This window comes from Bacteroidia bacterium (assembly GCA_027493955.1).
GTDB lineage: Bacteria > Bacteroidota > Ignavibacteria > SZUA-365 > SZUA-365 > JAOSJT01.
On sequence record JAOSJT010000001.1, the window covers coordinates 1,004,954 to 1,018,551 of the forward strand.

General features: G+C 55.6%; 12 protein-coding genes. All 12 read right to left on the minus strand.

Annotated elements, in window-relative coordinates:
* Positions 1-241 precede the first annotated feature (241 nt).
* The gene (locus M5R41_03980; protein ID MCZ7555545.1) at positions 242-658 is read right to left on the minus strand and encodes a hypothetical protein; all 417 of its coding nucleotides are present in this window, start codon (positions 656-658) and stop codon (positions 242-244) included.
* 492 nt (positions 659-1,150) lie between these two features.
* Positions 1,151-1,705, minus strand: a complete 555-nt coding sequence (locus tag M5R41_03985) for a DUF4287 domain-containing protein (protein ID MCZ7555546.1) — start codon at positions 1,703-1,705, stop codon at positions 1,151-1,153.
* 273 nt (positions 1,706-1,978) lie between these two features.
* On the minus strand, positions 1,979-3,358 hold the full coding sequence (locus M5R41_03990) for a serine hydrolase (protein ID MCZ7555547.1): 1,380 nt from the start codon (positions 3,356-3,358) through the stop codon (positions 1,979-1,981).
* A 184-nt stretch (positions 3,359-3,542) separates the two neighbouring features.
* The gene (gene purE / locus M5R41_03995) at positions 3,543-4,037 is read right to left on the minus strand and encodes a 5-(carboxyamino)imidazole ribonucleotide mutase (protein ID MCZ7555548.1); all 495 of its coding nucleotides are present in this window, start codon (positions 4,035-4,037) and stop codon (positions 3,543-3,545) included.
* Complete coding sequence (locus M5R41_04000; protein ID MCZ7555549.1) at positions 4,031-5,188, minus strand: 5-(carboxyamino)imidazole ribonucleotide synthase; 1,158 nt, start codon at positions 5,186-5,188, stop codon at positions 4,031-4,033. The genes purE and M5R41_04000 overlap by 7 nt, the downstream gene beginning before the upstream one ends.
* Before the next feature lie 29 nt (positions 5,189-5,217).
* Positions 5,218-6,180 (minus strand): sodium-dependent bicarbonate transport family permease, encoded by a 963-nt coding sequence (locus M5R41_04005; protein MCZ7555550.1) that lies wholly within the window; start codon positions 6,178-6,180, stop codon positions 5,218-5,220.
* 646 nt (positions 6,181-6,826) lie between these two features.
* Positions 6,827-7,903, minus strand: a complete 1,077-nt coding sequence (gene rsgA, locus M5R41_04010; protein ID MCZ7555551.1) for a ribosome small subunit-dependent GTPase A — start codon at positions 7,901-7,903, stop codon at positions 6,827-6,829.
* Between the two features lie 251 nt (positions 7,904-8,154).
* Complete coding sequence (locus M5R41_04015; protein ID MCZ7555552.1) at positions 8,155-9,744, minus strand: ATP-binding cassette domain-containing protein; 1,590 nt, start codon at positions 9,742-9,744, stop codon at positions 8,155-8,157.
* 282 nt (positions 9,745-10,026) lie between these two features.
* Positions 10,027-10,743, minus strand: coding sequence for a pyridoxine 5'-phosphate synthase (locus M5R41_04020; protein ID MCZ7555553.1), 717 nt, complete (start codon positions 10,741-10,743; stop codon positions 10,027-10,029).
* Between the two features lie 60 nt (positions 10,744-10,803).
* Positions 10,804-11,622: a CPBP family intramembrane metalloprotease gene (locus M5R41_04025; GenBank protein ID MCZ7555554.1), complete on the minus strand. Its 819-nt coding sequence runs from the start codon at positions 11,620-11,622 to the stop codon at positions 10,804-10,806.
* A 9-nt stretch (positions 11,623-11,631) separates the two neighbouring features.
* The gene (porQ, locus tag M5R41_04030; protein ID MCZ7555555.1) at positions 11,632-12,582 is read right to left on the minus strand and encodes a type IX secretion system protein PorQ; all 951 of its coding nucleotides are present in this window, start codon (positions 12,580-12,582) and stop codon (positions 11,632-11,634) included.
* Between the two features lie 68 nt (positions 12,583-12,650).
* Positions 12,651-13,595: a nitronate monooxygenase gene (locus M5R41_04035; protein MCZ7555556.1), complete on the minus strand. Its 945-nt coding sequence runs from the start codon at positions 13,593-13,595 to the stop codon at positions 12,651-12,653.
* Between the last annotated feature and the right edge of the window lie 3 nt (positions 13,596-13,598).

The following is a 13,598-nucleotide window of genomic DNA, read 5'->3' on the forward strand; positions in this document are numbered from 1 at the left end:
CAACAAAAAAGCAATATTATCTATGCCGGCACAAGGGAATTTTCCATCCCCACCCCGGCATACTATTGCACACGTTCACGGACTGACGGGCATGTCCTCGGATGCGTGTTTCTGTGCTTGCGTTCCGTCACAGGTGTGACTCTCAAGCTGTAATATCAGATTCTTCACTCCTATACTATGCTTTGGATCCACGACGCTCTACGCTCTCCTACTGCAACGATTCGATCCTTGTATTTCTTTATCAGTGAAACACCAGCACTGCAAGCACAACGATGATGACCCCGAGCAGCAGCGAGATTTTTCCAAGCGCTTCGAGTCCCTTGAGCTTGTGCACATCACCCTGCTTCGCCTTCCGCACCTTGCCGCTGATGATGCCGATCAATGCGGCGAGCAGCACAACGAGACTCAATTTCACAATCAGCAAAGGCGAATTTCCGAGCACAGACCAGAACGGCGTCATCAAATAGCCGCCCGAAAGAATGAGCAGCGTTAGACCGATATGCCCCATCCGGCTCAGTACGAATGTCTGCATTCGGAACTTCCCCGCTTCCTCCGGTGCCATTTTCGATGCGGCCATGCCGAGAAACATGAAACCGAAACTCGTACCCAGTCCCATGGCCAGACCAATGAAATGCAGTATCAACATGGTATCGCGCATGATGCGTTCTCCTCAATGTGTTGGTTTGAAAATTGCAACATAGACATTATTATCGACATTCGGTATACGGAGGAAACGCTCGTCGGTTTCATAATGGCCGCAACATCACATCAAAGCTCAGGACCCGGCAGCGGGATGATTTTCCTGCTATGCGAATCGGGTACGTAGTGCAACTCGCCGGGTTCTTCACTGGGTTCTCCGGCGTATGGGAGAGGAGCGTTGCCAGTCAAGCTCCGGACGCAGGAAGCGGGATACGCTTTCATGCAAATACGTCCTTGAGACACGGCGTGATCGTCTGTGCGCATAAACCTGACTTCGCGATCGACATCAGGAGAACGATAGTTAGTGATTTCTATCATGACAAACCGGGATATCTGCAGGGATTATGGCTCCGCACAAAGAATGAGATTTATTGACCGCCCACATTTATACCGAATGTGGGAGGTTCATGAATCGCCCACAGTGTGCGCGCCTGAACTGGCACCTGCGTACTCAACCCGCGTTATCGTAGGCCAATTTAATCCACCGCAGCACTTCCGTGTCGATATCCTCTGTACTCGCAAGATTGATCTTGTGCGAACACATGGCATTGCTGCTGTTGATGGCTTGCAGCTTTCCCGAGGGCTCCTGCCCTTTGAGATTCAGACCTATTTCGAAGCGCGTCTTTGTTGCGGGTTGCAACATGGCGAACTGCTTTTTACGACGGAGACTGACGTAGGCATTTTTCGGGGCTATCTCCACATCGTCACCGAAGCGCGAGATCTGCTGCATCAGCGCATCGTAGAGCGGCCGGAGATGTTCCTTGCCCTGATACTGCTTGACGATGAGATCGTCCTGGTTATCCACCGAGGCGGCGTCCGATCCTCTGGACTTGTGCGCAATGAGATTCGCATAGCCATGCGTCAGTCCATGCTGTTCCTTGAGGAACTTCAGAATTTCACCGTGCTTCGGTAGTTGCTCTTGCCGGACTACCGCGATCCACTGCTCCAGAGAGCGCCCGGTGCTTGTATGAAGATTCTCTATCATTGTCTGTGTCGCCTGATCCATTGAATTCTCCTCGATGTGTACAACTGTTCGTCCGCATGGAACCGGAGCGACGCGCCATCGCGGTCCAATGAGCGATGACCATGCGGCTCGGGAGATGTTCCACGCGGGATTAAAATATTGTTTTGCTTTTATTTATTCAAGAGCGCAGAACCTCGGTACGTCGGAAAGCAGCAATTCGTCGTCCCGGAAGAAGACGCGATGCAGGTTGTCCGATTCCTCGGGGATGCGCTTGCGTGAGCACGGCGACGGCGCCTCATCGTTCGCTTCATACGCTCAGCGTGTGAGCCGGACCAGCATGTCGCGCACGAAGGGATTCTCGGGTTCGAGGTCGAGACTCCGGCGGAAATACTTCAATGCCTCCTCATTGTTACCCGTTTCCATGTACCCTTCGCCGAGAGCTTGCAGCGCCTTGGCGGAACCGGGATACACACGCACGTTGAAGGCAAAAAGACGAAGCGCGAGACCGGACTCGCCACGATCAATACTCTCGAAACCCTCCTGGCGCATGCGATATTCCAGCAGCATCTCATCCGGAGCTTTGGCATCGAAGAGCTGCTGCGCCTCCCCGGAATCCGAGGTTCGCAATGCGTTGATGATGCGCTGCGTAAACGCGCGATTCGTTGCGTTGTCCGGCGGAGGAATGACCGGCTGGTACGACGGACGGAACAGTATTCGCGCGATTTCGAAAGCAATGCGCGCGAAGTACTGATGGGCATTGTTGCACAGCACGATGATGACTACCTCATCCTCGGGAAAGCGGACATAGTCGGCATAGAACACTCTGTTCGTTCCGTTGTGCCAGAAACGCCGGCTTCCCCACTCGGTCAGCGACACATCCCAGCCATAGGCATAGTAGGACGTACTGTCTTCATCCGCACGCAGAATCGGGTGATAGTACTTCTGTTTGGCTTCGTACGAGAGAATGTTCGTGCCGAGGAGGGCATGATGCCAGCGTAACAGATCAGCGGTCGTCGACAGCACCCCACCATTCCCCAGGAGATGCCGGAAGGGTGCGTTACCGTCCCATGCCTTCTCCGTCGGCAGGCCCCACAGAACCTGCTCCTCGTCATACCCGATGGCAACCGCCTCCCGGTCGAAGGCGGGACGGGAATATCCTGTGTGCTCCATTCCGGCAGGCTTCCACAGCTGTTCGTACAGATAGCTCTCCCACGAGCTGCGTGAGACGCGTTCAACGATGATGGCGAGCAGACTGTAGCCGACGTTGGAATAGGAAAAACCGCTGCCGGGCGAAAATTCCAGCGGCGCGTTCAGAACGCTGTCAATGAAAGCCCCGGTCGTAATCGCTTCATAATCGCCGCCAACATTGCCGACAAGACCCGACTGATGTCGTAGCATATCGTGAATCGTGATCTGCTGCTTGTCCGCCGGGACATTCGCGAAGTACCGTGTCAGCGGATCTTCAGTGGACAGCTTCCCTTGCATTTCCAGCTTCAGAATCGCGGCAGCGGTGAACTGCTTTGTAATGGAGCCGATGTCGAACACGGTTTCCGCTGTATTCCGCTGCTGACGCTCTCTGTCGGCAAATCCATACCCCCGCGAAAGCAGCAGTTGTCCTTTCTGCTCGACAAGAACTGTGCCGTGAAAACCGATCTTTTCCATCGCGCCGAGATACGCAGCAATGTGCAGCCGCATACGGTCCTGTTGTGCCGAAAGCGAGACGGAGCAGAAAGAGAGGGTCGTGAAAAAGACGAGTAAGTATGCTTTATGGACCAAGAACGTGTCTTTCGGTATATGAAACAGTAACGAATCCCGCAGGAGTACCTGACCGGTATTTCACTTCAGCCGATCGCAGGTGAATGAAGAGTCAGACCGGTGCTCAAGCATTCCCGAGCCTCTGCACCTTCGCCATGACCTCGGCAGACAATCGCTGTTTATAATCCTGAATTTGCGTACGCAGCTGCGGGTATTTGCCTGACAGTATCTGGAGCGCGAGCAGACCGGCGTTCTTCGCTCCGTTCAGCGCGACCGTCGCTACCGGTACGCCGCCGGGCATCTGAAGAATGGAGAGAATCGAATCCCACCCGTCTATGGATATTGATGACTTTATGGGGACACCGATCACCGGCAGGGGTGAAATGGATGCGACCATACCGGGTAAATGGGCCGCTCCACCCGCACCGGCGATGATGACCTCGATTCCCCGTTGATGCGCGTTTTCCGCATAGTCAAACAAGCGCTTCGGCGTGCGATGGGCGGAGACTATTGTCAATTCGTAGGATATGCCGAATTCTTTGATGATTTCTGCAGCCTGCGTCATAACAGGCAAATCAGAATCCGACCCCATGATGATACTGACGACCGGTTCTACCATGACGTTACCCTCAGTGTGCGTTTCACAATATCGGACTTTTGTATCGCTTCCTCGATAGTCGGAGCAAGCACTGTCACATGACCCATTTTTCTGAATGGTTTCGTTACCTTTTTTCCATACAGATGGATCTTCACACCACCAATGCTCATGCACTCCGTCAATCCTTCATAACGGACGGGACCATCGCACCCTGGTTCACCGAGGAGATTGATCATGACGGAGGGCATTTTCAACTGCGTGCTGCCCAACGGAAAATTGAATATAGCCCGCAGCAACTGCTCGAACTGCGATGTGACCACACTTTCGATCGTATGATGACCGCTGTTATGCGGTCTGGGAGCAATCTCGTTTACCCACACTGCGTTGTTCGTATCGACAAACATCTCCACAGCCAGTACGCCTCGCAGGTTCAACAATGAAACGATTCGGGTGGCGATATCTGTCGCCTGTGCAAGGATCTCCGCATCCAGCGCAGCGGGGCAGATCAATCTCTCCACCAGATTTGCCTCATCATTAAATTCCATCTCCACGACCGGAAAGCACTGTGTCTCTCCCCTGCCGTTCCGTGCGACGATTACGGCAATCTCCTTCCGGATGTCAATGAGTGACTCCACAACCGATGCGCCGTTGAGTGCGTCGACCAGATCATCCTTCGATCGCATGAGCGCAACGCCCTTCCCGTCATATCCTCCCTTGCGCAGTTTTTGGACGAACGGCAGGGGCAGGGTTTGCCTCTCGGCAGCGGCAAGAACTGCTTCTCTGTTATCACAGAGGACGAAGCGGGGAGAGGGTATATGGTTGTCCCGATAAAATATTTTTTGCAAACCCTTATCCTGAATGATTTCGAGTGTTTCAGGTTCAGGATAGATTTTTTTTCCGTCGGCTTTGAGCTGTTTCAGAGCCTCGATGTTCACATTTTCGATCTCGAAGGTGATGAGATCCACCATGTTTCCGAAACGGATGACATCATCATAATCGAGCTGACTCCCCTGCACAAAGCAGGTGCACGACGTTGCGGCCGGGCAGTGATCGTCCGTATCGAGGATATACGTCCGTACATCCCAATTACTGGCCGCCAGGACCAGCATCTTGCCCAGCTGACCTCCCGCGATTATTCCAAGCTTGAAATCAGATGTAACTAATTGTTCCATAGTTCATTTCCGATGATTGCTACCTCTGGTCACAGGGCATTCGCAATGAAATAATACACGGGCATACCTATGGAGATGTTGAACGGGAAGGTGATTCCCAGCGCCATAGGGATATACAGACCCGGATCGGCCTTGGGTGCGGCGAGTCGCATCGCCGCAGGCACGGCGATATACGACGCGCTTGCGGCAAGAACAGCAAGAATGAATCTGTCGCCCGTGTTCTCTATCAGCAAACCGCTTATCGCGGCAACAACGACTCCGTTGACAAGTGGAATGACAATGGCGAACATCGTCGCGAACGCACCATATTTTCTGAAGGTGGCGAAGCGTCTTGCCGTCACCATTCCCATCTCGAGCAGGAAAATCGCAAGGAAGCCTTTGAAAATATCCGTGGTAAACGGCTTGATGCCCTCCGCCTGCTTCGCATCGGCAATCAGCCCGATGAAGAGACTCCCCAGGATCATCAACACACTTCCATTGGTGAACGCGTGGCTTGCCGTACGCGCCAGATTCACTTCCCTGCGCGTATCTGAATCATATTTCATCAACAGTATGACTCCGATGATAATGGCCGGCGCTTCCATCAACGCCATCACGGCAACCATGTGTCCACCAAAGTCAATCTGCTGGCCTTCGAGAAACGAAACGGCTGCGACAAAGGTCACCGCACTGACCGATCCATAGGCGGCGGCAACCGCACCCGCATCGCTGATGGACATTTTCCGTTTCAGAATGAAAAATGTGTAGAGGGGAATACACAGGGCGATGACGAAGCCGAACAGCAACGCGTAGATGATTTCGGCAGAGAAACCGCTGTAGGCCAGTTCCTGGCCGCCTTTGAAACCAATCGCGAACAGGAGGTACAACGAGATGAACTTGCTTGATGATTCGGGAATCTCCATATCGCTTTTGACCAATACGGCAAGCGTTCCCAGCGCGAAAAACAGGAGGGTCGGATTTGTGAGGTTCGAAATAAGAATCTGGAAGTCCATGTCCGTTTTCTTCTGGTAGTACATCCGAAATCAAGAGATCGCACGCCGAAGGTGCGCTGCCTGCCTGTGCCAGGTCGGGAGGAATTCCCTCACCTTTCCCACGATGCCGGAAACAGCCCCGGACGCATCGTCGAATCACCCGCATTGTCTCCGTACAACGGCGAGGTCGCCCGCCTGGGTACAGAATGGCCCGCTTCGAGGTCGAATTTCGAGTCAAGGCTATATATGCTTCGCGGACGTTTACCGCGTTTTCGAAGCCGATTCAGACAACACGCGGAACGGGAGTCGCAGGAGGAGGACCTTCCCCTGACGTACTTTTGCATGCTTTCTCAAGAATCCGTCACTTCGAATGTCCTGCCGAAGGAGATATGCATACACATCTCCGGTCTCCGTATCGTCGTTCAGACCTCTCAAGTATCGTGCTTCCGTCGTCCATATGCAAACGAAATGGGGGCTCGAGGAGTATCGGGGTTCTGGACGATCCAGGCCTGCCCGGAGCCGCATTCCCCTTCGCGAAGTCAGCTTTGGGAGAGCTGCCCGGGCGCCCTTCGGCAAAGGTCCTTCGTGGTCCCGCGCGGGTGGACGAGCGACTTTCGCGGCACTCCCTCCATGAACCGATTCTCACGTGCACACGGATACAGACAGCTCAGAATTTCGACCCGGGATGCTTTTTCATCAATTTCTTGTAATCCTTCAGAACCTTGCCGAAGATTTTCTCGTTGCGTCGGCGTTCGGCGACGGTGCTTTCGAAATGCGCGCGCTCGCGTTCCATCTTCATGAAATTCTCGTAGGTGCCGTTGTCGAGTTCTCCGCTGTCGAGGGCTGCGAGAACCCGGCAGCCGATTTCGGACGTATGCGTGCAATCAGGAAAACGGCATTCACGTGAAAGCTCGCTTATTCTGTCGAAGGTACGTTCCAGGCCTTCTCCGGCATCCGCTATGCCCACCTCGCGCATTCCGGGATTATCGATGAGAATGCCTCCGCCGTCAAGCACGACCAGCTCACGATGCGTGGTGACGTGCCGACCCTTGCTGGTGCTGTCGCTGATTGCATCCGTGCGCATGAGCGTTTTGCCGGAAAGATGGTTGAGCAGAGTAGACTTCCCCACCCCGGATGAACCAAGCAGACAGTGCGTTTTCCCTACCGCGATGCATGCCCGGAGTTCGGAATATCCCTCTTCTGTTTCACTGCTGATCGCGAGGACCGGAACATCATCGATGCGCGACCGGACGCGTTCCAGGATGACAGACAGGTCCGCGGCATCGATCAAATCGATTTTCGTGAGTAAAATGATCGGCCGGACGTTCGATGCGTAGCAAATGGTCAGGTAGCGCTCGAGACGGTTGATGTTGAAATCCCTGTCCGCGGCCTGCACCAGGAACGCCACGTCGATATTCGCCGCGATGACCTGAATTTCCGCATGTTTGCCCACGGCTTGTCGCCTGATCACCGAATGCCGCGGAAGCACGGCATGAATGACCGCCAGTTCGGGATCGCTGATGGATACGGCCACCCAGTCGCCCACTGCAGGAAAGTCCTCGCGACCCCGTGCGGAGAAGCGGAGGGTTCCGGTGATCTCCCCGCTGTACTCTCCCGCTGCGGCACGGACGACGTAGCGTTCCTTATGCTCGGCGATGACGCGGGCGGGTTGGAATGCTGCGAAGTCATTGGTCGTGAACAGGTTTGAAAAATGTTCGTCGTAACCGAGTTCCTGAAGTGTCATGGGATGTACAATTCGTTTCGAAAGAACATGATTGTGTGCGACAAGGGTCTATGGGTACATTGAACCGAAGCGCGTCAGCGGGAAACAATCGTCCCGGATGGAAAATACGAATGACGCGTGATATAATCCTGTTCGGGGAAGAACATCTCTTCACTTTTTGGAATGGGCTGAATTCTCACCCCTGTCGCATGAGAAAACGCGCAACGATTCCCGGTGAGGAAAACGGATTGATTCGGGTGCATGTGAAGCCATTAGGACAGGTCCATGACTCTCTCCACCCCGACATCCTCAAGAAAGACACTGTCGTGTGAAACCACGAGGAGTGTTCCCCGGTACTCGTTAACCGCGTGGGTGAGGATGTCTATGCTTTGCAGGTCCAGATTGTTGGTCGGTTCGTCGAGCACGAAGATGTCCGGTGTCTGATGGGCTATCATGAGACAGCAAAGCGAAAGACGGAGCTTTTCGCCGCCGCTGAGCGTGCCGCAGGGCTTGTCGAGGAAGGACTCATCGAACAGAAAGCGATAGAGACGAATGCGCAGCTCGTGTTCCTCGAGTGCCTCACGGTTGTACAGGCACACCTGCTCATACACGGTTCGCTCATCGCGGATCAGCGAATAGTCCTGATCAATGAACACCGCATGCATTCGGGCGCGCTGTACCGCGCCGACCGCAGGTTCGATATCCCCAAGCAGAAGGCGCAGCAACGTGCTTTTCCCCGAACCGTTGGCGCCACACAGACTGATGCGCTCGCCGCTGCGTATGGTGAAACGCAACGGAGCGGACCAGAGCAGATCACCGCCGAAGTGGTGATTCATGTCCAACGCTTCAAGGAGGATTTTCCCCTGATACAGGTCGGGATCACCGAAATCCAATCTGAGTCTGCGGTGCGACGGAAGACGTTGCCGCGCTTGAAGCAATTGTTCCTGCATGGAATCTTGTTTTGCTTCGTGCTCCTGGCGCAGGCGCCTGGCGCTGCGCTCTGCCGTATCCTTGCGCTTCTTCCGGGCGATGCGTGGTCCGCCGCCGGCGTCGAGCTTTTTTCGTCCGCGAACCTCTCCCTTTTCTTTCCGTTCCCGCACCTCGCGTGCCTCGCGTTCGGCTTTGCGTACGGCGGTTGAAAAATTGCCGACCTCTTGTATTGCCGCCTGTTCCTGTGCGGATTTTTGTGCCAGATAGAGATCGTAACCGCCGCCGTAGAAAACCAATCCCCGCGATGTCAATTCGCAGACGGGACTGAGGAGACGCAGCAATAGTCGATCATGGGTCACGACCACGAGAGTGTCCGTCGTATCGCGGATATAGTCGTAGAGCAGCGCTCGGCTGTGTACGTCCAGATGATTGCTGGGTTCATCCATGAGCACGATATCAGGCCGATGCAGGCGGATTCCGGCGAGGAAGACCTTGGTTTTCTCTCCCCCGCTGAGTCTGGAGAGGGGTTCTGCGAGATCGACTCCCGGCAGTTGCCAGAGGTCGAGCGCCTCGCGGCAGCGCTCTTCGATATTCCAGTCCTCGTCGAGCACTTCGAAGTGGACCGCAAGCGTTTCACCGTTCAGTATGGCCCGCAGAGCGTGCAGCTTCCCGGAGACGCCAAGAGCATCCGCGATGGTGCAGGTATCAAACTGACCGAAGTGCTGTGGGATGTAGAAGCGGCGTCCTTCGCACATCACTGCACCGCTTGTGGGTTCGATCAACCCCGCCATGATGCGCAACAGGGTGGATTTGCCCGTACCATTATTCCCGATCAGCGCGGTCTTGTGACGGTTGGCGAATGACGCGGAGATATTTTCGAACAGGAGTTCTTTATCGGGATGTCTGTACGTGATATTTTGTACCGTGAGCATATATTCCTTCTCGACAACGTGAATAATCCGGACGTCGGGTGGTCGAATTGAAAGAATATGCTGTTCTCATCGGACGGATCTCCTGGGATGCGGTCGGGTACAGAATAGGGTATTCGTTTGTGACCGAATTTTGTTGCACCGCTCAATTGAAAAACTGGGGATCTCTCGCCGTCTCCTCTGACGGAGCGAAGAATCCGCTGCACGAGGGATTTGCGCGAAGGCACGGCAGAGCCGAATCTCGTGATGCCCGCGCGGTATGAAGCAGAGCGAAGCCCTGCTCCGTCACCACCCTCTCGTCAGTCGCACCATTTCCTGCACGGCCTGGGGCAAGCCCACGAACACTGCGCGTGCAACGAGCGCGTGGCCGATGCTGACTTCTTCGATCTCACGGATGGGAGTGATATAGCGGATGTTCGTGTAATTGAGCCCGTGGCCTGCGTTGACGCCGAGTCCCAGTGACGCGGCATACGTGGCGGCATTGCGGATGCGCGCCAGCTGCTCGAGGAGTTCTTCCTGGCTTCGGGCGTTGGCGAATTCACCGGTATGGAGCTCGATGATGTCCGCTCCCACCTGTGATGCCGCTTCGATCTGCTCGTCTATTGGATCGACGAAAATACTCACTTCGATATCGTTTTGATGAAGGATGCGCACAGCTTCCTCCACTTTTTGTGCTTCCTTCAGGATGTCGAGTCCGGATTCCGTCGTCAGCTCCTTGCGCTTCTCGGGAACGAGCGTGGCGAGGTCGGGAAGAATATCAATGGCTACCTGTATGATTTCGTCCGTGATGGCCATTTCGAAATCGAGTTTGGTCTTGATCGTGTCCCGCAGGAGTCGGACGTCGCGATCATTGACGTGTCGGCGGTCTTCACGCAAATGACACACTATACCTTCGGCCCCGTACAGTTCGCAGAGCTGCGCTGCCGTGACGGGATCGGGCTCCAGACCTCCGCGGGCTTCGCGAAGTGTGGCAAAATGATCGATGTTGACGCAGAGACGCATGAGAAATCACCGGTACTTGTTCCACATTTCCGGCCTGATCGCCGGCGTGTGGAAAGATACTCACGCGCCGAGAAGGGAAAAAATTGCCCGCAGGGCTTCAATTCCTATCCCATGCGCTCCGCTGCGGAAACGCAAGGTGGAAAGCAGATCTATGGTCAACATCACTGACCAGTGAATCAGCACGGCATACCAGAAAGAACGCACCCGCAGCGAGAGCGCTCCCAGAGCTATCGCGGCGGCAATGGAGCCGATGGTTTCGGGTAGCGGTTTGCCGTAGTGCAGAATGACGAACGGTATCATCTGCACGAAAACCGCAACGGCGGGTCCTGTATGCGGTGCCAAACCGAAAACGGTATAGCCGCGCCAGATAAATTCCCAACCGATGAAATACAGGAGGAAGGCCCCTTCGTAGAGCAGAAACAATGTCCAGTCGCCGCGCACGGACGCGGCATGCGGATAGACTTGCTGGAACATCGGCATGTCGCTCACGACCCACAGTATCGGCAGCATGACCAGGTAGAACAACGCCGAGATCTTCAGTCCGAAGCGCCAGTCACCCACTCCGAGACCGAATCCGCGAAGCGGGCGCCGGTGGATGAGCACGATGACGAGTAGTGGTAACAAAAAGTACACAACGAATTCGGAGCCGAACCAGTACAGATACTGATAAAGCTCAAAGAGCGGATCTGCACCCAGCACGGAGTACCATTGCTCAGTGAAAAAACGCTTGCTGCCCACATGGACCGACAGGATGCCCAGGGCGGCAATGGTAAGAAACACCGTGGTGACGTCGCGCGGTGTACGACGCGCCTCGGCGATAAACGTGCGAAGAGCGGCCGCGAGGGACCGCTCTCCGTTATCATTCCGTTCGTCCGTCATGGGGAGGTATCAGAACGTGGTACCCAATGAAAAACGATGCATGGCTCCTATTTCTCCCATCGAGTTCCATGCGTAGTCAACGACAAAGTTGGCGACCGTCAGTCCGAAGCCCGCGGAAAAACCGGCGAGTTTGGCGCTGTTGCCGATTTTCCATTCGCGGCGGCCTTCATTGTAGTACCCGACCCGGGCGCGCAGGGACTCGCTCAGATCGAACTCCCCGCCCAGAGAGTAATTTGCGAAACGGTCGAAAAAGCCGTCGCTGTCCTCGTTCAGCTTGTGAAAATTGAGCATGACCGTCAGCGGCAGGTGTTCGAGTTTTTTCCCGACACCGATGCGCACGTCCAGAGGTAAATCCTCCTTGACGGTATTGAAGGCGCTGATTTGCGTACCGGCGTGCAGTATCCCGGCGGCCAGTACGATTTGTTCGTCGGGAATGAGATAAGACACTCCCGCGTCCAGCGCAATACCGGCGGAGCTGTAATCGTCGATATAGGAGTAGATGAGCTTCAGCGCGGCGCCATAGGAAAGATCGCCTGCCCTATTACCGTAGCCGACGCTGAACGCGAGATCCGAAGCACCGAAGGTACCGCCCAGCAGATTGCCGAATTTGTCGGTACGCTCCATCGAGCCGTAATTCAGATAGACGACGCCGGCGCTGAGCCAACCGATGTCGGGCATTTCCTGACCATACACCGCATAGCCGGCGTTGACGTCGAGCAAATGTTTGACGAAGCCGACGGAGGCCGACGGCGCCTCGAGGGTGCTGAGAGCGCCGGGATTCGCGAACAGCAGGGTTGGATCGTTGCGCATGGTGAGGAAGGTGTTTCCGAGCGCAGCGGCGCGGGCGTTCATGGTCACACGCAGGAAGTCATACACCGGATTACCTCCGGCGCTGAGAGCCACCGGCAGAGAAACGGTGAGAGTCGCAATTGCGGCGAGTGTACAGAGGAAACGCTTCATAGGTATACGGTGATTGTGGATCAAACTTCAATCTACATTTTTCCGGAGGCATGCGGCAAGGGGAAAAATCAGCCGCCGCAGAGCGCCTCTCTTGTGTATTCGTATTCGTCGAGCAATCGGCGAAGCACTTCGGCAGCGGGACGCACGGCATGCACCAATGCGCTGCTCTGCCCCGCCTCGAACTCCCCTTCCTCGAGATTGCCCTCGAACATACCCATCATTTCGCGTTTGCGTCCTAGCAATGCAAGCTGTGCCTCGCGATCGGCACCCCCGGCTTCCGCCTCCAGCGCGCGCAGCGCGAAGGGTGTACGGATAAGCCGCACGGGTGCCGCCTTTTTCAACGTGAGCACTGTACCGCCATCACCCGTGTCGACGATGAGCTGCTTGAACGTGTCATGCGCGGAGGATTCCTCTGTCGCGGCGAACAGCGTACCGATTTGCACGCCGTCGGCACCGAGCGCCATGGCAGCGCACATCTGCGCACCTGTGGCGATGCCTCCGGCGGCGATCACGGGAATGTCCACGGCCGCCCGCACCTGCGGGATGAGGCAGAACGTGGTGGTTTCCTCATAGCCATTGTGTCCGCCCGCTTCGAAGCCCTCGGCAACGACGGCATCACACCCGACATCCTGCACTTTTTTCGCGTGTTTGACGGAGGGTACGACATGCGCGACCACACAGCCCGCCTGCTTCAGAAGCGGCAGGTACTTCCCGGGGTGGCCGGCGGAGGTAAAGACAATGCGAATGCCCTCTTCTATGGCTGCGCGGACGAGATCTTCCGCATCGCCGCGAAGCAAGGGAATGTTCACTCCGAGAGGCGCTTTCGTTGCGGCGAATCCTTTGCGTATATGTTCGCGCAGCAGGTCCGGTTTCATCGAGCCGGCTCCGATGAGGCCCAGGCCGCCGGCTTCGGACACGGCGGCGGCGAGACGGTAGCCGGAGACCCAGACCATGCCGGCCTGGATCACCGGATACCGTATACCGAATAGATCTGTGACGCGCGTCGCCTTCATGCG